This is a genomic window from Faecalibacterium sp. OF03-6AC (assembly GCF_003478175.1).
Lineage (GTDB): Bacteria > Bacillota > Clostridia > Oscillospirales > Ruminococcaceae > Faecalibacterium > Faecalibacterium taiwanense.
The window spans coordinates 37,703-54,661 of sequence record NZ_QUEN01000010.1 but is presented as its reverse complement, the minus strand read 5'-3'; the positions used below and the strand labels follow the sequence as shown (position 1 = coordinate 54,661).

Here is a 16,959-nt window from a genome sequence, read left to right as displayed (position 1 = left end):
CCCTCCCTACTTACAGAACGTTGGACTTCTTCAGCAGGACGCGAACGGTATCAGTGGGCTGTGCGCCGTTGGCGATCCACTGCTTTGCCTTCTCAGCGTCGATCTTGATCTCGGAAGGCTCCTTGTTGGGATCGTAGGTGCCGATCTCTTCGATGAAACGGCCGTCACGGGGGAAGCGGCTGTCAGCAACAACAACACGATAGAAGGGAGCCTTCTTGGCGCCAACGCGGCGCAGACGAATCTTAACTGCCATGGTAAATATCCTCCAAAAATTGTTTTGTGCGGCCCTTGCGGGCGCATGTTGATTATATTGTACAAACCCGCAAGGGGGTTGTATCACAAAAATTATTTCAGTCCGCGGAAGGCATTGGGGTTGCCCATCATGCCGCCCAGACGGCGGGCAAAGCCCTTGGGGCTTTTCTTGAACTGCTTCATCATCTTCTGCATCATTTCAAACTGCTTGAGCAGCTTGTTTACATCCGCCACGGTGGTACCGCTGCCTGCTGCAATGCGGCGCTTGCGCTTTGGGTTGATGATGGAGGGCTTCTCGCGTTCTTCCTTGGTCATGGAATAGATCATGGCCTCGATGCGGTCAAACGCCTTTTCATCGACCTGACTGGGATCGATGCCGCTGCCGCCGGGCAGCATGCTCAGCATCGCACCTGCACCGCCCATCTTGCGGATCTGTGCGAACTGGTCCAGCATGTCGTTCATGTCGAACTTATTCTCCATCATCCGCTTTGCGGTCTCTTCGGCAGCCTTTTCGTCTGCTGTCTCCTGTGCGCGCTCGATCAGGCTCAGCACATCGCCCATGCCAAGGATGCGGCTTGCCATGCGGTCCGGGTGGAACACATCCAGATCGTCCAGCTTTTCGCCGGTGCCCTGGAACTTGATGGGCTTCCCGGTAACGGCCAGCACTGAAAGTGCCGCACCGCCGCGGGTATCGCCATCGGTCTTGGTGAGGATGATGCCGTCGATGCCTACCTTCTCGTTAAAGGTCTTGGCAACGTTCACGGCATCCTGACCGGCCATGGCATCCACCACCAGCAGGGTCTCGTCCACAGGAACGGCTTCCTTGATGTCCACCAGCTCCTGCATGAGCACATCGTCGATCTGCAGACGACCGGCGGTATCCAGGATCACGATGTCATTGCCGTAATCCTTAGCGTGTGCCAGCGCCTTCTTTGCAATTTCCGGCGGCTTTGCGCCCGGCAGGGTGAACACCGGTGCGCCCGCCTGTTTGCCCACCACCTGCAGCTGATCGATGGCCGCAGGGCGGTAAATATCGCAGGCCACCAGCATAGGGCGGCGGCCCTGTTTAATAAAGTATTTTGCCAGCTTTGCGGCGTGGGTGGTTTTACCGTTGCCCTGCAGGCCGCAGAGCATGATAATCGTCTGGCCCTTGTTCTTGATGTTCAGGCGGGCCGCTTCGCTGCCGCCCATCAGGGCAACCAACTCTTCGTTGACGATCTTGACCACCTGCTGTGCCGGGGTCAGGCTTTCCATGACCTCCTGACCCATGGCGCGCTCGGACACCTTTGCGCAGAAGTCCTTGGCAACCTTGTAGTTGACATCGGCTTCCAGCAGGGCCATGCGCACCTCACGCATCGCGGCCTTGATATCTGCCTCGGTCAGCTTGCCGTGACCGCGCAGCTTTTTGAACACACCGGCAAGGCGGTCGGTAAGGGATTCAAATGCCATTGTACGGTGCTCCTTTCACAGGTTTCAGCTCTCGTTTGCTTCGTCGATGGAGCGGATGAGCTTTAACATTTTGGTCAGCTGGTGTTCGTACTCGGTGGTGGTCAGGCCCTGCGGGCCGGTGCACTCGAACCGTGCATCGATCACCATTTGCTCCAGCTCTTCCAGCTTCTGCTGCACGCGGCGGTAACGCGCCGCAAAGCCGACCTTTTCCTCCAGCTCCTTCAGCGCGTTCTCGCCATGCTTGATGGCATCCCGCGCCCCCTGACGGGTGATGCCGAAGTTCTCGCCGATCTCGCTCAGCGAAAGGTCATCGTTGTAATACTGGCGCAGCATTTCGCGCTGTTTCTCGGTGAGCACCTCGCCGTAAAAGTCCAGCAGATAGCCCATTTCCAGATCTTTTGCCATCCTCTAATCCCCCGGTTTTGTGCCTGTACTTTCGAGAAGTGATGTAAAGTTCATTTGCTTTACGGATGAAGTATAGCAGATGCACCGCATCCTGTCAAGAGCCTTTCGGAGATTTTTCCAGAAAATCCGCCAAAAATTCGCCGTTTTTGCTAAAACGCATCTTGACGCGCGCAGTCCTTTTGCGTTAGGATAATATTGTTGTATCCCATGAAAGGAGGGTCTTCGTGCCGATCTACCCCAATTTTTACCAGACGCTCAGCGCCTGCCCCATCGTGGAGCTGCGCGGCTATGCTGCCGCCTGCGGGCTGAAGGGACGGCTGTATGCCTATCTGGACTTTGCAGGCCCCACCGGCACGGCCCGGGACGGCCTTGCCGAAGGGATGCTGGCCCTTGCCATTGAAAAAAAGAAGCTGATCTCCGGTCAGCCCATCATTGAAGCGGCCTCCGGCCCGTTTGCCGCTGCGCTCACGCTGGCGGGCCTGACCGCCGGTCACCCGGTGGTTCTGGTGATGCCGGAGGATGCCCCCGCCCTGCGGCAGGAGACCCTGCTGCGGCTGGGTGCGCAGATCCGCCACAGCCCGGCCCGCAGCGGTGTGAACGGTGCCCGCCGTCTGGCGGCACAGACCGCCGCCGCCAACGGCTGGTACTACATGGACTGGCTTGCCAACGATGATAACCCGGAGTACCACCGCCGCGTTACCGGCCCTGCCATTGTGCAAAGCATCGCGCGAGAGGGCAAAAGCGCCGTGGACGCTATCGTGATCGGCGTGGGCAGCGGCGGCACCGTGACCGGCGTGGGCGAGACCATCAAGGCATGGACGAACGATGTGCGCATCGCCGCCGTGGAGCCTTACGAATCGCAGGCGCTGGGCGGCGGCCTGACCGGCCCCCACGGCATCAGCGATCTGGGCTACGGCTTTGTGCCGGAAAACTTCAACGCCTATGTGGTGGACAACGTGGTGGCGGTGAACACCACCGATGCGCAGCGGGCCGCGCAAAAGGTGCTGCGCACCGATGCCATCCCGGCTTCGGTGGCATCCGGTGCCGTTTTGCAGGCGGCCGCACAACTCATCCATGTAGGTGCCAGCCGCTCTGCCCTTGCCATCCTGCCCGGACGGCAGATCGTAAATACATTATAAGGAGAAATCATAGAGTTTCCATGACAAACGACATGACAAAGGGAGCCATTACACCGCTCCTGATCCGTTTTACCATTCCGCTGGTACTTGGCAACCTGTTCCAGCTCACCTACAACGCCGCCGACAGCATCATCGTGGGCAAGTTCGTGGGCGAGGAAGCTCTTGCCGCCGTCGGCACTTCCAACCCGCTCATGACCCTTGCCATCCTGTTTATCAACGGCATGTGTCTGGGTGCCGGCATTCTGGTCAGCACTGCCTTTGGCGCAGGCGACACCCAGCTGATGGAGCGTCAGGTGTCCACCACCGCCATTGCAGGCACCGTGTTCTCGCTGGCGTTCTCGGCAGCATGCGTCGTTCTGGCCACGCCCCTGCTGCGGCTAATGCAGGTGCCCGCCGATATCCTGCCCATTGCGGTCAGCTACCTGCGCATCGTGTTTGCAGGCCTGATCTTCACCTTCTTCTATAACTTCCTTGCCGCCACCATGCGTGCACTGGGCGACAGCAAGAGTGCCCTGTATTTCCTGATGATCAGCTCTGTGCTGAACATCGGCGGCGACCTGTTCTTTGTGCAGGTGCTGAACTGGGGCAGCGAGGGCTGTGCCCTGTCCACCGTCCTCAGCGAGGCCATGTGCTGTGTGCTGTGCGTGCTGTACATCCGCTGGAAAGTTCCCGTGCTGCAGCTGGGCCGCCGTTGGCTGGTATTCGACGGCAGTCTGCTGCGCAAAACCGTCAGCTACGGCTGGGCCAGCGCCATGCAGCAAGCCACCGTGCAGCTTGGCAAGATCGCGGTGCAGGCCATCGTGAACACCATGGGTGTCAACGCCATGGCCGCCTTTACCGCTGCTTCCCGCATTGACGACTTTGCCTATACCCCGCAGCAGAACATCGGCCACGCCATGACCACCCTCATGGCGCAGAACCGGGGTGCCGGCAAGCACGACCGTGTGAAGCAGGGCTTCCACTGCGGTATGCGCATCGAAGCCGCTTACGGCGTGCTGATCGCCGTTGTATGCTTTGCCGGTGCACCCTTTATCATGAAGCTGTTCGTCACCGACCCGGAGGTCATCCATCTGGGCGTGCGCTTCCTGCGCACGGTTTCCCTGTTCTACCTGATGCCCGCAGCCACCAATGGCATTCAGGGCTTCTTCCGCGGCATTGGCGATCTGAAGGTCACGCTGGTGTCCAGCACCTTCAACATGGTGTTCCGTGTGGCGGCAGCTGCGGTGTTCGTGCTGGTGTGGAAAATGGAGATCGAAGCTCTACCTTACAGCTATGCGGTGGGCTGGGTCGTCATGCTGCTCTACGAGCTGCCCATGCTGGTGCGGTATCTGCGCAGCCATGGAGACGAATTATGATCGTTTTATTGGATTTGTGATACGAAAAAGGCTCTGCATCGCAAGGATGCAGAGCCTTTTTCGTATTAAACTTACTTGCGGCTTGCCAGCAGGTTCTCGATCTTCTTCAGCGGATCGATGATGCTGGAAACAGACATGTCGTGGTTCAGAGCCACCACAAAGTATGCAGCGTACTTGGAAACATCCACATCCACATACCAGTCACGGGTGAGCAGCTCAGGCATACGGTAGGTCAGGTTGGTGCCCACAACATAGGTCAGCTTGCCCTCGGCCACAGCCTTGTCGAACTTCTCCAGACCGCTGGTGAACAGGGGGAAGGTAGCGTTTGCAATGATGCGGCCTGCACCGCGCTCCTTCAGGTTGCCGGCGACCTCCAGCATGCTCTCGCCGGAAGCAATGATATCGTCCGCGATGAAGACGGTCTTGCCCTCCACGCTCTCGCCCAGATACTCGTGGGCAACAATGGGGTTGCGGCCGTTCACCACGCGGGTGTAATCGCGGCGCTTGTAGAACATGCCCAGATTGCAGCCCAGCACGCTGGAGAAGTACATGTTGCGGTTCATAGCGCCCTCGTCCGGGCTGACCACGGTAAACTTGCTCTTATCAAAGGAGATGTCCGGGTCCTTCTTCAGCAGGCTCTTGAGCACCTGATAGGTGGGCATTGCGTTATCAAAGCTCATCAGGGGCACAGCGTTCTGCACGCGGGGATCGTGAGCATCAAAGGTGATGATGTTGCGCACACCCATGGTCTGCAGCTCCTGCAGGGCCACAGCGCAGTCCAGACTTTCGCGCACCACACGGCGATGCTGACGGCCGCCGTACAGGCTGGGCATAATGACCGACACACGGTGTGCCTTGCCGGCCACCGCCTGGATCAGGCGCTTCAGGTTGGCGAAGTGATCGTCCGGAGACATGTGGTTCTCGTAGTTGAACAGCTTGTAGGTCACACTGTAGTTGCCGGGATCGACCACGATGAAGATATCGTCGCCGCGCACAGACTCCTTCACCAGACCCTTGGCATCACCGCTCTGGAAGCGGGGGCAGTCGCAGGGGATGATAAAGGTCTCCTTATCGATGCCGGCTTCTCTGGCCCAGCGGGTCAGGTGCTTATCGATCAGGCCGGTAAGTTCCTCCGCACCGGGGCAGGCGATGAGGCGCATATCCGCCACGCTGGGCTGCTCAAAGAACGACTTCGGGGAAATTTCAATGGACATAATCACAACTCCTTATTGCTGCTGTACAATCCGAATGATCGTCACACGAAAGTGCATATCTACTTTTATTTTATCACAATTTGACATTTGCGCCATATCAATTTGTTTCACCTTCACATTTTCTGCGCCTTGCACATCTGTTTTACCTTTTTCAAACAGAGACTGTGTGTTTTCGACAAAAAGACAGCCAATTCTTTGCCATTTCGCAAATTTCGGCTGATTTTCGCGGAAAAGTAGGACTTTTCTTTGCCTGAGCAGCCTCCCGGGATCGTTCTTCCGGGAGACAAAAATGCAGTGTGTCAGGCAGCGGAGATTCTGCTGTTTTCGCCCATTTGTACCCTCTGACAAACCCGCTAAAAACAAAGGCACCTGCAACAAATTCGCTGCTCTTCTGAAACTCAGAAGCGATCGTTGCAGATGCCTTCTTATTTTATATGACAGTGATCGGTGCTTTTGTGTTCCGCTTACAAAGCAGCAACAGCAGCCTTCAGCGCATCCACGCGGTCGGTGTTCTCCCACTTCACGCCCAGATCCTCGCGGCCCATGTGGCCGTATGCAGCCAGCTTGCGGTAGATGGGCTTGCGCAGGTCGAGTTCGCGGATGATGGCGGCGGGGGTCAGATCGAACACCTTCTCCACAGCCTGCTCGATCTTCTCATCCGAGACGGTGCCGGTGCCGAAGGTATCTACCATGATGGACACAGGCTTTGCCACGCCGATAGCATATGCCACCTGCACTTCGCACTGCTTGGCAAGACCTGCAGCCACGATGTTCTTTGCCACCCAGCGGGTCGCATAGGCTGCGCTGCGGTCCACCTTGCTGGGGTCCTTGCCGGAGAAGGCGCCGCCGCCGTGACGGGCATAGCCGCCGTAGGTGTCCACGATGATCTTGCGGCCGGTCAGGCCGGTGTCACCCTGCGGGCCGCCCACAACGAATCGGCCGGTGGGGTTAATGTAGTATTTGGTGTTCTCGTCCAGCAGCTCGGCAGGGATGGTGGCCTTGATGACCTTCTCCATCACATCGGCGCGCAGCTGTTCCATGCTGACGCTCTCGCTGTGCTGGCTGGAGATGACCACAGCATCCACACGCACGGGCTTGTTGTTCTCATCGTACTCCACAGTGACCTGGCTCTTGCCATCCGGACGCAGGTAGTCCATCTCGCCGTTCTTGCGCACCTCGGTCAGGCGCTTTGCCAGCTTGTGAGCCAGACTGATGGGCATAGGCATCAGCTCCGGGGTCTCATCGCAGGCATAGCCGAACATCATACCCTGATCGCCTGCACCGCCCACCTGATCGTTGGTGCCCAGTGCGATGTCGGGGCTCTGGCCGTCGATGTTGGAGATGACGGCACAGGTGTCGGCATCAAAGCCAAACTTTGCGCGGGTGTAGCCGATATCTGCCACCACCTCGCGGACGACCTTCTGGAAATCCACATAGCAATTGGTGGTGATCTCGCCCATGATGTGGACAAGGCCGGTGGATGCGCAGGTCTCGCAGGCCACGCGGGCATTGGGGTCGTGGGTCAGGATCTCGTCCAGAATGGCATCCGAGATCTGGTCGCAGATCTTGTCGGGATGTCCTTCGGTGACGGACTCAGAAGTAAACAGGTGTCTTGCCATTTGTTTTGCCTCCTAAAGTTTTTACAGCAGGGTGTGTATTTCTTGCTCCAACATTCCGTTCAAGCTTTTTTGCGCGAAAAATAAAAGCGCCCAGAGCCCGAAAGCTCTGAGCGTTGCACTCTTATCTCTCGGTTTCCCGCAGGATTTGGCACCTTGCGCTCACGCGCAGGTTGTCGGGCTTCACAGGGCCTGTCCCCTCAGCCGCTCTTGATAAGTCGGTATTCAGTTGGTACGTTCAGTATTCTATCATTGCTTCGTCAGATTGTCAAGAAGAGTATCACTCTTTTTAGACATTATTCTGAAATTGATGGAGCGTTCCCCTGCTCCGGTGCAGCATGGCCGTTCCGGGCAGCGTGGAAGGCGCGCTTTTCCGCATACATCCGCTCGTCCAGTTCCACCAGAAATTTCTCCACGCTGCCGCCCTCATACTTTGCCACACCGGTGGAGAAAGACAGCTGAAAGCTGCCCGCCGGGGCGGCGGCGTTATAGCGCTGCACCCGCTGCTCGATGGCGGCACAGGTCTTATCCATGATCTCCTCCGAACCGTGCCGGATCAGCACCATGAACTCATCGCCGCTCATGCGGATGGCTACCGAGTTTGCCACCAGCGCCCCGGACAGGATGTGACCGATCTCCTGGATCGCCCGGTCGCCCTCGGCGTGACCGTAGGTGTCGTTGATCTCCTTGAAGCAGTTCACGTCCATCATGATGCCGTAAACGTCCTTCTCCTGTGTGGCGTAGATGTGCTCCAGACAGTAGTTCATGTACTTGCGCCCAAACAGACCGGACAGTTCATCGGTATAACCTCGCAGGCTCCGGGTCTGACTGTCCACAAACACAAAGGCGATGGCTACTGACAGCCAGCCGAAGGCCATACCGTAGAACGCGCCCTGCAGCACCGTGCCCACCGCACAGGTGATCACAAAATAGTACACCGGGAAAAACTCCACCGTAACGCCATCGCGCCTGGCCTTATGCACCTGCCACACGCTCTCGGCATAATAGCCGAACAGCAGCAGGTAAAGCAAACTGTTCAGCGGACCGCGATGGTAAACGTTGTCCGCGGAGATGGTAAAGATCCATCCTGTGCCGAAAAGGTTCGCCGCCAGCAGCGCCAGAACAGCCAGCAGCGGCACGCCCAGCAGCAGATGCCTTCTGCGCAGGCGTCCGGTGCTGCGGTAGACCCGGAAGTCCACATACAAGCACCACGCATAGCCCACGCACACGGTAGCGCCGGTGCAGACGGTGTTGGTCAGGTACAGCCAGAACCGGCTTGCCGCGCCGGGCACGCCGTCCAGCAGAAAGCTGATCGTCTCTGTGGCCTGTGCCAGCAGCGTCACCACCAGAATCCGGCAGAACAGCGCTGTTCCCACGCTGTTTTTACTCTCGCCGCGCACCCGCAGTAAAAGCAGAAAGCATACCAGCACCGCCCCTGTGCCATTGGCCACAAGGATCTCGGGTATATTCATTGCATTTCCTCTTCTGCCCGCCTTACCCCATAAGGCAGACAGCCTCCTGTTTTATACAGGATCTATCTGTATTATACACCCTGCTGTGCCCCGCTTGCAAGACTTGGGCGCAAAAAGGCCGCTGCACAGCAATTTGTGCAGCGGCCCTTGGGAAAGCCAGACGATCCAGAACAGCCTCCGCGTGTGCTCTGATTCTGTTCTGCGGAAATATTATTTATAATTGCATTTTTTCGCAGAAAGATCAATAGCCCTTTGCCTGCTCGCCGTTCAGAATTTTGACAGCGCGGGAGGTTCCCAGACGGTCAGCACCCAGCGCCAGGAAGGTCTCCATATCCTCCACGGTGGAGATGCCGCCGGCAGCCTTGACCTTGCAGCGGCCATGCACGCCCTTGACCATCAGCTCCACATCGTGGAAGTTGGCACCGGCAGTGGAGAAGCCGGTGCTGGTCTTGATGTAGTCAGCGCCTGCCTCGCAGACGATATCGCACATCTTTTCCTTTTCCTCGTCGGTCAGCAGGCAGGTCTCGATGATGACCTTCAGGACCTTGTCGCCCACCGCCTGCTTCACGGCGCGGATGTCCTCGCGCACGGCATCGTACTCCTTGTTCTTCAGGCGGCCGATGTTGATGACCATATCCACCTCGGCGGCACCATTCTCAATGGCAGTCTTGGCTTCAAACGCCTTGCTGGCGGTATCCATGGCACCCAGAGGGAAGCCTACCACGCAGCATACCGGGATGCGGCCCGCCATGTACTCCACAGCCTGCCTGACGTAGCAGGTGTTGATGCAGACGGATGCGGTGTGGTTGGCAATGGCTTCGTCACACAGGGTCTGGATCTGGGGCCAGGTGGCCTCCGGCTTCAGCAGGGTGTGATCGACATGGGAGAGAATTTCTTCACGAGTCATGTTTGTTTCTCCTTTTTACTTGCTGGCACGGCGCACCTTTGCCATGCCGACAGCACTCAGGGCAATTGCAGTTGCAGAGACCGTTGCACCAATGATGCCCAGCACCAGACCGGAGACCAGAAATGCAAAACCTTTCAGACCACGCTTCATAAAACCGTACCTCCTAAATTATATTGGATATTTTCTCCACCTGCGGCAGAGAAAATATCTCACTTGCGATTTTTAAAGATGATCAGCTTGCTGAACACATAGTTCAGCACGATCACCAGTACATTGGAAAAGACCTTCACGGCAAGGCCCCACAGTGCCTGCGCATTGTAGCGGCTGGTAACGAAGATCGCCGTGGGGCCGTCTGCACCGCCGATGACGGCAATGGCGGCAGAGCCATCCGTGACCCCCGCCGGTGTGCCTGCATAGGAGGCTGCCATCTGGATGGCCGTATCCGGGCTAAGCCAGTGGGCCACCACGCTCAGCACCCCCTGCATCAGCTCGTCCATCAGCGCTGCACCCTGCGCAGCCAGCAGATTGCCCAGCACCAGCATAATTGCGGTGTCCAGCAGCATTGTACCCAGACGACAGGTGACAAATGCACCAAATTCTCTCGCCATGGCCTTGCCCTGCGTTTTGCTGTGGAACACAAAGGCGCGGTTGGTGCAGTAGGCAAACAAGATGCAGATGATGTTATCCAGCACATTGCCCCAGCTGTTGGCGGCTGTATAGCCGAACAGCTTGTTGAACAGCGCATACAGCACAATGTTCAGCAGGGTGCACAGCACACCGAAAACCAGATAGCTCAGCACTTCCCAGTGTTTCTTGAAAAATTTTATCATAAAAAATAACCCTCTCCGTCCGCTCACGTTGTTCGCGTCCACCTCTCCCGAAAGGGAGAGGTTTTGTCAGTTTTCCTCAAACTTTTTTGCTCACTGTTAAAAGCTCGCCCTTCGGGAGAGCTGTCGCGGCGCAAGCCGTGACTGAGAAGGGTTTCTCCCTTAACAAAAACAGCCCCGCCGCCGTTTTCCCGGCAACGGGGCTGTTGATCGCATTGTGTCAGAAGCTTTTCTTCCGAACGAAAGGCTGATTACTCAGCGTCGTCGTTCAGCAGGGCCTTCATAGACAGGCTGATGCGCTTCTTGTCGAAGTCCACATCCAGCAGCTTCACATCGACCATATCGCCGACCTTCAGTGCGTCAGAGACCTTCTCAACGCGGTCATTGCTGATCTCGCTGATGTGGACCAGACCATCCACACCCGGCAGGATGCGGACGAATGCACCGAACTTGGTCAGGGAGACGACCGGAGCATGGAAGGTGCTGCCGATGGGGTAGTTGTTCTTCAGCTGCTCCCAGGGGTTGTCCTCGGCCTTCTTGTAGCCCAGAGAGACCTTGTGGTTCTCGGTGTCGATGTCCTTCACATACACCTCGATGGTGTCGCCAACGGAGACGACCTCGGAAGGATGCTTGATGCGGTTCCAGCTCAGCTCGCTGATGTGGCACAGACCGTCCACACCGCCGATATCGACGAATGCACCGTAAGAAGTCAGGCTCTTGACAACGCCGGTGTAGGTCTTGCCCACCTCAACGTTTGCCCAGAACTCTTCACGCTTTGCCTTGTTCTGCTCAGCGGTCACCTTGTTGATGCTGCCGACGATCTTGCGGCCGGAGCACTCGGTGACAACCAGCTGAACGTGCTGGCCAACCAGAGCGGTGTAGTCCTCATCACGGCGCATAGTAGCCTGAGAACGAGGAACGAACACCTTGACACCCTTGACGTTGACCACAACGCCGCCCTTGTTGAACTCGGTGACATCGCCCTCGACGACCTCGCCGGACTCAGCGGCCTTAGCGATCTCTTCCATGCCCTTGCGAGATGCGAGCTTCTTGCGGGAGAGCTGGATGACGCCATCCTGATCCATAACCTTCTCGACGATGAGGTCCAGCTCATCGCCAACCTTCACCAGGTCTTCGACCTTGGCGGAGGAATCATCGGTCAGCTCGCTCAGCTTGACAAAGCCGGTCTGCTTCGCTCCGATATCCACCTGGATCTCGTTGGCAGAGATGCTGGTCACGATTCCTTTCACAATACTGCCTGCATGAACACGCTTTTCCTCGGATGCATTCAGCATCTCCTCAAAGCTCATGCTGTCATTGATTTCTGCGCTCATACTGTTAAGTACCTCCTCAATAATAGACGATGGCGTTGAAGCCCCGGCTGTCACGCCCGCCACTTTAACATCTGCAAACCATTCCGGCCGAAGTTCGCTCGCTGTCTCGACCGTTACGGCACGCGTGTGTTTTGCGGCGACCTGTACCAGCTTTTGGGTATTGGAAGAATGATGACCGCCAATGACAACAACGATGTCGCATTTTTGGCTGAGGTCTTCCGCTTCCTGTTGCCTCGCCCACGTCGCATTACATATTGTATCAAAAATTCGGGCGTTTGTATAGGCTTTTTTGAGAAACTCCGAACTTTCTTGCCATTTTGTAACCTGAAATGTGGTCTGTGCAACTGCAAACAGGGGTTTTTGCGGGTCAGAGGGGCCTTTCCATGCCTTCAACTCGGCCAGATCGGCAAAAACGAACACCTCTCCGCGGGTGTGGCCCACGATCCCCTGCACCTCCGGATGGGTCTTGTCGCCTGCCACCAGCAGCACCGCCCCCGCCTTTTCGGCCTCGGCGGCAATGCGCTGGATCTTCTGCACGAAGGGGCAGGTGGCATCATGGTAAGTGATGCCGCGCGCATCCAGCTCGTCGTACACAGTGCGCGGCACACCGTGGCTGCGGATGACCGCCTCGTACCCGGCGGGCACATCGGCGATGGCATCCGCCACAAGGGCACCCTTTTTCTGCATATCCTCCACAGCCTGCGGGTTATGGATCAGCGGGCCGAGGGTGGCCACCTTGCAGCCTTCGTTCAGCAGGCCATAGGTCAGGTCCACCGCCCGCTTGACACCAAAGCAGAACCCCGCCGTTTTGGCAACTCGGATCTCCATCTTTTACGCCCCCATCTTTTCCCACGCATCCAGCAGGGCCTGCTTGTTGGCACGCAGCTTTTTGGTGTCGCGGCGGCTCTCCATAGCAAACTGCTCTGCAGGCATCGGCTCGCCGTAGATCACCCGTACTTTGCAGAACAGGTGCATCTTTCCATCCGGCGTATCGTACAGGATGCGGCAGGGCACTACGTCCACCCCGGCCCCCGCCGCAATGACGAACAGTCCGCTCTTGGGCGGCAGAAGCTTCCCGTCCTTTTCGCGGGTGCCCTCCGGGAAGATGAGCAGTGTTTCGCCGTTTCTGCACTTTTCTACGGTCTGCTCAATGGCAGCCATTTCATCCTTTGTGCCGCGCACGCACACCGCGCCGCAGCAGCGGAAGAACCATGTGAGCAGGGCGTTGATCTCGAACAGTTCCTTCTTGGCGAACACGATCATCCGCCTGCCCCACCGGGTGACCACGATGAACACCGGGTCGATGGCGGAGACATGGGTGGGCGCAAGGATGCAGCCCTTTGTCTGCACCTTTTTCAGGTTTTCGCGGCCCTCTACATGGATGCGGAAGCCGATATGCCACAAAAGCCACGCAAAGGGCACTAAGATGTAATATAATATCATTTTATCGTTTGATTCACTTTCTCTGCAATGATCTTCTTCATTGCAGCAAGGCTCTGTTCAAAATCCAGCTCCGAAGTATCCAGCAGCACGGCATCGTCCGCCCGCTTCAGGGGTGCAGCGGCACGGTGGGTGTCCTGATAGTCCCGCTGCTTCACGTCGGCCAGCACCTCTTCATAGGGAGTATCGATGCCTTTGGCCTGATACTCTTTCCACCTGCGTGTGGCGCGGGCTTCCGGCGTGGCGGTGAGGAAGATCTTCACCATGGCATCCGGCAGCACCACCGTGCCGATGTCGCGGCCGTCCATCAGCACGTCCTGCTTTTGGGCCATATCCCGCTGCAGTTCCAGCAGAAAGGCGCGCACAGCCGGGTTTGCGCCCACGGCAGAGGCAGCCATACCTGCGGCCTCGGTGCGGATGGCGGTGCTCACATCCTCTTCCTTTAAATAAATGTGCTGCTCGCCCTCAATGGAGGCCAGCCGCAGCTCGATCTGGGGAAGCAGCGCGTTGACCGCTGCGTTGTCCTTGGGGTCCTTGCCCGCACGCAGGGCATACAGGCCGATGGCGCGGTACATGGCACCGGTATCCACATAAATATAGCCCAGCTCAGCCGCCAGACGGCGTGCCAGCGTGGATTTGCCTGCGCCTGCAGGCCCGTCGATCGCAACAGATACCATATTGTATCTCTCCTTTTTAAACTGAACGATTTAAAATGGCCTCCGCATGCGCTGTGGCCATCTTCAGCGGAAAATCATTTTAATATTTTTGTGTTTGTCGCGCTCTGCGGAGCGTTCCAAACACATTTTCACCGGATGGGGCCGTAACGGAGAACTGCATTGCTGCTCGTTCCCTTCAGGAACAGTTGCGCAGCGGTCTGTGAGACTATCCCGGCAACAACTCTTTTTGTGAAAACGTATTTTGAAAACGACCGCAGTCGTTTTCAAAATACAAATCAAAAAAATCTATTCCAATAAATATGCCCAGAGCAGCGCGGAGGGCATTTAAAATTGTTTTATCTGTAATTACAGATTATTTGCAAATGCCTGTGCAGTGCAGAAGGCGATCTGCAGGTTGTAGCCGCCGGTATAGGCATCCACATCCAGCACTTCGCCTGCAAAGTAAAGGCCCATCGCCTTTTTGCTCTGCATCGTCCTGGGGTCTACCTCGCGCACGGACACGCCGCCGCTGGTGATCACCGCGTGGGCCAGATCGCCCCGGGCATCAATGGACACCCGCCAGTGCTTCATCAGCTGCACCAGCTCCCTCTTCTGCTCCCGGGTGATCTGGTTTGCCTTGGTAGCCGGGTCGATGCCCCAGCGCGCCACCATCACCGGCTGCATACTGGACGGCAAAAGCTTTACCAGCGCGCCCTGCGCTGCATGGTTTGCCAGCAGGGCAAAATCCCGCGTGATGCGGTCGTAAAGCTGCTCCTCGCTGAGGGCTGGCTTCAGGTCGATCTCCGCATGATACTTGTGTTTTTTCATGTCGCCCAGATGGCTGGAGGCGCTCAAAGTCAGCGGGCCGCTGATGCCAAAATGAGTGAACAGCATTTCGCCCTGCTCGTCAAAAATGGCCTTGCCGTCCTCGAACAGGGTCAGGGTGACGTTTTTCAGCGCCAAGCCCATCATCTTTTTGCAGTCCGCGTCATGGCTCACAAGACTGACCAGACTGGGCACCGGCTCGATGAGGGTGTGCCCGGCCTGCTGGGCCAGTTTGTAGCCGTCGCCGGTAGAGCCGGTGGTGGGGTAGCTCACGCCGCCGGTGGCCACCAGCACGGCATCCGCCCGGTACTCCCGGCCGGAGGTGCCCCGCACACCGATGCACCGCAGTGCCGGGCCTGCCTTTTTCCTTTTGGGGTGGCGCGGGTTTTCCGGTGCGGCGGGAGCTGCTTCCGGCTCCGGTGTTACCTCTTCCAATAGCAGCTTTTTCGCGCCGTCATGCACGAGTTCAGCATCCTGCGCATAGCGCAAAAGAGCCTGCCGGATCTCCTCGGCCTTGTCGGATACTGGAAACACCCGGCGGCCGCGCTCCACCTTCAGCTCCACGCCAAGGCCCTCGAACAGTTCCATAGTCTTTGCGGGCGGGAAAGCCCCCAGCGATGAATACAGAAAGCGCGGGTTGGTGCGCACATGGCGCAGAAATTCCTCTGCCGGGCAGTCGTTGGTCACATTGCAACGGCCCTTGCCGGTGACAAGGATCTTCTGGCCGGGCTTGTCCATGTGTTCCAGCACCGTCACCTGATGCCCCTGCTGCACGGCGGCACCCGCCGCCATCAAGCCCGCCGCGCCTGCGCCGACGATCAATACTTTCGCCATCCGTTTTCTCTCCCATCGCCTAATAATACGAGTATATCATACCAGAATCGACACACAAAAGCAATGTGTTGCCGTATTTCTGCCAATTACAACAGCTGGGCAAGGATGCTGTTCTGCACGATGAGACCCGCCGGGGTCAGGGCAAGGGTGCGGCCGTCAAAGCTTGCATAGCCTGCCTGGACGCAGTTTTGCACAAAAGCCAGCTGTGCGGTGGAAAATTCTTTCCCGTAAAGTTTTTTGTATGCATCCAGCGAAAGGCCTTTGCGCAGACGCAGCTGTAAAATAAGGTAGTCCTCTGCGCCGCAGCTGCCGTCCATCACCGGGGCGGCGGCATCGTTCAGGAAAGCGGCGGTGTCCGGCGGGTAGTAGAACCGTCTGCCGCCCATGCAGGAGTGCGCCGCCGGGCCAAGGCCCAGATAGTCGCCGCAGTCCCAGTAAATGAGGTTGTGTCTGCCCTCATAGCCGGGCTTTGCAAAGTTGGAAATCTCGTACTGTTTGTAGCCGTGGTGTTCCAGCTGTTCCACTGCATAAAGGTAAAAATCGGCGGCTTCATCGCCGGTGGGCAGGCCTTCGGGTGGATGCTTTCCAAAGGCCGAATCCTGCTCGATCTTCAGCAGATATGCCGAAATATGGGTAGCCCCACCACCCTCGATCAGTTCCAGCGTTTCGTCAAACTCGGCTTCGGTGTAGTGCGGCAGTGCCAGCATGATGTCGCCGCTGATGTTCGCAAAACCTGCCCGCCGGGCGGCGGCAAAGGCAGCCCGCGCCTGTTTTGCCGTATGCGGCCTGCCAAGCGTGCGCAGCTGGGTATCCCGGGCAGACTGCACCCCGAAGGAGATACGGTTCACTCCCGCCTCCCGGAAGCCTGCAAGGCTTTCTTCCGTCACCGTCTCCGGGTTTGCTTCCAGTGTGATCTCGGCCCCCGGCATCGGCCGGGCCGCATCAATCAGCCGTTTTGCCTGCTCCGGGCGCAGCAGGCTGGGCGTGCCGCCGCCAAAATAAAGGGTGTCCGGCTGCAGAGGTGCTTCCGGCGCAAAGCGGGAAAGCTCCCGCAAAAGAGCATTCACATAAGCTTCCGGTACGCCGCGCTCACCGGGATGGGAATAGAAATCGCAGTATCTGCATTTGGAAAAACAGTACGGAATGTGTAAATAAAGCCCAAGAGACATACAATATCACAGCCTTTTTCATGAAACGTTCATTTCTATGCAGTATACTATATTCCGTAGACCGG

The 16,959-nt window shown here is 57.6% G+C and carries 17 protein-coding genes and 1 riboswitch; of the genes, 2 read left to right on the top strand and 15 right to left on the bottom strand.

Going from position 1 to position 16,959, the window contains the following annotated elements; all coding sequences use genetic code 11:
* Window positions 1–10: 10 nt before the first annotated feature.
* The 3 genes from rpsP to DXA66_RS11315 all read right to left on the bottom strand — a co-directional run bounded on the left by rpsP (window position 11) and on the right by DXA66_RS11315 (window position 2,106).
* On the bottom strand, window positions 11–253 hold the full coding sequence (gene rpsP / locus DXA66_RS11325) for a 30S ribosomal protein S16 (RefSeq protein ID WP_005944692.1): 243 nt from the start codon (window positions 251–253) through the stop codon (window positions 11–13).
* Between the two features lie 92 nt (window positions 254–345).
* A complete protein-coding gene (ffh, locus tag DXA66_RS11320; protein WP_005944694.1) occupies window positions 346–1,701 on the bottom strand; it encodes a signal recognition particle protein in 1,356 nt (451 codons plus the stop codon).
* Between the two features lie 24 nt (window positions 1,702–1,725).
* Entirely contained in the window at window positions 1,726–2,106 is a 381-nt protein-coding gene (locus tag DXA66_RS11315) for a sigma factor-like helix-turn-helix DNA-binding protein (protein WP_097775061.1), read from the bottom strand.
* 224 nt (window positions 2,107–2,330) lie between these two features.
* Here DXA66_RS11315 and DXA66_RS11310 point away from each other — a divergent pair, with 224 nt between their 5' ends.
* Both DXA66_RS11310 and DXA66_RS11305 read left to right on the top strand, forming a co-directional pair.
* Window positions 2,331–3,245, top strand: a complete 915-nt coding sequence (locus DXA66_RS11310; RefSeq protein WP_097781517.1) for a pyridoxal-phosphate dependent enzyme — start codon at window positions 2,331–2,333, stop codon at window positions 3,243–3,245.
* 20 nt (window positions 3,246–3,265) lie between these two features.
* Window positions 3,266–4,600 carry an MATE family efflux transporter gene (locus DXA66_RS11305; RefSeq protein WP_118529016.1) on the top strand — a complete coding sequence of 445 codons (1,335 nt, stop codon included), beginning with the start codon at window positions 3,266–3,268 and terminating at the stop codon, window positions 4,598–4,600.
* Between the two features lie 71 nt (window positions 4,601–4,671).
* Here DXA66_RS11305 and DXA66_RS11300 read toward each other — a convergent pair whose 3' ends face one another.
* The 12 genes from DXA66_RS11300 to hemW all read right to left on the bottom strand — a co-directional run bounded on the left by DXA66_RS11300 (window position 4,672) and on the right by hemW (window position 16,894).
* Window positions 4,672–5,814 (bottom strand): ribose-phosphate pyrophosphokinase, encoded by a 1,143-nt coding sequence (locus DXA66_RS11300; RefSeq protein ID WP_118529014.1) that lies wholly within the window; start codon window positions 5,812–5,814, stop codon window positions 4,672–4,674.
* A gap of 12 nt (window positions 5,815–5,826) precedes the next feature.
* Complete coding sequence (locus DXA66_RS11295) at window positions 5,827–6,192, bottom strand: hypothetical protein (protein WP_118529012.1); 366 nt, start codon at window positions 6,190–6,192, stop codon at window positions 5,827–5,829.
* 86 nt (window positions 6,193–6,278) lie between these two features.
* The gene (gene metK / locus DXA66_RS11290) at window positions 6,279–7,433 is read right to left on the bottom strand and encodes a methionine adenosyltransferase (protein WP_097776372.1); all 1,155 of its coding nucleotides are present in this window, start codon (window positions 7,431–7,433) and stop codon (window positions 6,279–6,281) included.
* A 118-nt stretch (window positions 7,434–7,551) separates the two neighbouring features.
* A riboswitch (SAM riboswitch) is annotated at window positions 7,552–7,650 on the bottom strand.
* Between the two features lie 76 nt (window positions 7,651–7,726).
* Entirely contained in the window at window positions 7,727–8,902 is a 1,176-nt protein-coding gene (locus DXA66_RS11285; RefSeq protein ID WP_118529010.1) for a GGDEF domain-containing protein, read from the bottom strand.
* Between the two features lie 241 nt (window positions 8,903–9,143).
* Window positions 9,144–9,809, bottom strand: a complete 666-nt coding sequence (gene deoC, locus DXA66_RS11280) for a deoxyribose-phosphate aldolase (protein ID WP_118529008.1) — start codon at window positions 9,807–9,809, stop codon at window positions 9,144–9,146.
* Between the two features lie 15 nt (window positions 9,810–9,824).
* Entirely contained in the window at window positions 9,825–9,959 is a 135-nt protein-coding gene (locus DXA66_RS14690) for a hypothetical protein (RefSeq protein ID WP_005944717.1), read from the bottom strand.
* Between the two features lie 59 nt (window positions 9,960–10,018).
* On the bottom strand, window positions 10,019–10,639 hold the full coding sequence (locus DXA66_RS11275; protein WP_097776369.1) for a GtrA family protein: 621 nt from the start codon (window positions 10,637–10,639) through the stop codon (window positions 10,019–10,021).
* Window positions 10,640–10,887: 248 nt separating this feature from the next.
* The gene (locus DXA66_RS11270; protein WP_118529006.1) at window positions 10,888–12,798 is read right to left on the bottom strand and encodes a bifunctional 4-hydroxy-3-methylbut-2-enyl diphosphate reductase/30S ribosomal protein S1; all 1,911 of its coding nucleotides are present in this window, start codon (window positions 12,796–12,798) and stop codon (window positions 10,888–10,890) included.
* A gap of 3 nt (window positions 12,799–12,801) precedes the next feature.
* Window positions 12,802–13,413, bottom strand: coding sequence for a 1-acyl-sn-glycerol-3-phosphate acyltransferase (locus DXA66_RS11265; protein WP_005944723.1), 612 nt, complete (start codon window positions 13,411–13,413; stop codon window positions 12,802–12,804).
* Entirely contained in the window at window positions 13,410–14,087 is a 678-nt protein-coding gene (gene cmk, locus DXA66_RS11260; RefSeq protein WP_118529004.1) for a (d)CMP kinase, read from the bottom strand. The genes DXA66_RS11265 and cmk overlap by 4 nt, the downstream gene beginning before the upstream one ends.
* Before the next feature lie 345 nt (window positions 14,088–14,432).
* Window positions 14,433–15,725 carry an NAD(P)/FAD-dependent oxidoreductase gene (locus DXA66_RS11255; protein ID WP_118529002.1) on the bottom strand — a complete coding sequence of 431 codons (1,293 nt, stop codon included), beginning with the start codon at window positions 15,723–15,725 and terminating at the stop codon, window positions 14,433–14,435.
* A gap of 86 nt (window positions 15,726–15,811) precedes the next feature.
* The gene (gene hemW / locus DXA66_RS11250; RefSeq protein ID WP_118529000.1) at window positions 15,812–16,894 is read right to left on the bottom strand and encodes a radical SAM family heme chaperone HemW; all 1,083 of its coding nucleotides are present in this window, start codon (window positions 16,892–16,894) and stop codon (window positions 15,812–15,814) included.
* Window positions 16,895–16,959: the final 65 nt, after the last annotated feature.

What these genes read in the sequence shown, in the direction of transcription:
- rpsP (WP_005944692.1), bottom strand. Translation starts at nt 253, where the DNA reads ATGGCAGTTAAGATTCGTCTGCGCCGCGTTGGCGCCAAGAAGGCTCCC.
- DXA66_RS11315 (WP_097775061.1), bottom strand. Translation starts at nt 2,106, where the DNA reads ATGGCAAAAGATCTGGAAATGGGCTATCTGCTGGACTTTTACGGCGAG.
- DXA66_RS14690 (WP_005944717.1), bottom strand. Translation starts at nt 9,959, where the DNA reads ATGAAGCGTGGTCTGAAAGGTTTTGCATTTCTGGTCTCCGGTCTGGTG.
- DXA66_RS11305 (WP_118529016.1), top strand. Translation starts at nt 3,266, where the DNA reads ATGACAAACGACATGACAAAGGGAGCCATTACACCGCTCCTGATCCGT.
- metK (WP_097776372.1), bottom strand. Translation starts at nt 7,433, where the DNA reads ATGGCAAGACACCTGTTTACTTCTGAGTCCGTCACCGAAGGACATCCC.
- DXA66_RS11300 (WP_118529014.1), bottom strand. Translation starts at nt 5,814, where the DNA reads ATGTCCATTGAAATTTCCCCGAAGTCGTTCTTTGAGCAGCCCAGCGTG.
- DXA66_RS11255 (WP_118529002.1), bottom strand. Translation starts at nt 15,725, where the DNA reads ATGGCGAAAGTATTGATCGTCGGCGCAGGCGCGGCGGGCTTGATGGCG.
- cmk (WP_118529004.1), bottom strand. Translation starts at nt 14,087, where the DNA reads ATGGTATCTGTTGCGATCGACGGGCCTGCAGGCGCAGGCAAATCCACG.
- DXA66_RS11275 (WP_097776369.1), bottom strand. Translation starts at nt 10,639, where the DNA reads ATGATAAAATTTTTCAAGAAACACTGGGAAGTGCTGAGCTATCTGGTT.
- DXA66_RS11285 (WP_118529010.1), bottom strand. Translation starts at nt 8,902, where the DNA reads ATGAATATACCCGAGATCCTTGTGGCCAATGGCACAGGGGCGGTGCTG.
- deoC (WP_118529008.1), bottom strand. Translation starts at nt 9,809, where the DNA reads ATGACTCGTGAAGAAATTCTCTCCCATGTCGATCACACCCTGCTGAAG.
- DXA66_RS11265 (WP_005944723.1), bottom strand. Translation starts at nt 13,413, where the DNA reads ATGATATTATATTACATCTTAGTGCCCTTTGCGTGGCTTTTGTGGCAT.
- ffh (WP_005944694.1), bottom strand. Translation starts at nt 1,701, where the DNA reads ATGGCATTTGAATCCCTTACCGACCGCCTTGCCGGTGTGTTCAAAAAG.
- DXA66_RS11270 (WP_118529006.1), bottom strand. Translation starts at nt 12,798, where the DNA reads ATGGAGATCCGAGTTGCCAAAACGGCGGGGTTCTGCTTTGGTGTCAAG.
- hemW (WP_118529000.1), bottom strand. Translation starts at nt 16,894, where the DNA reads ATGTCTCTTGGGCTTTATTTACACATTCCGTACTGTTTTTCCAAATGC.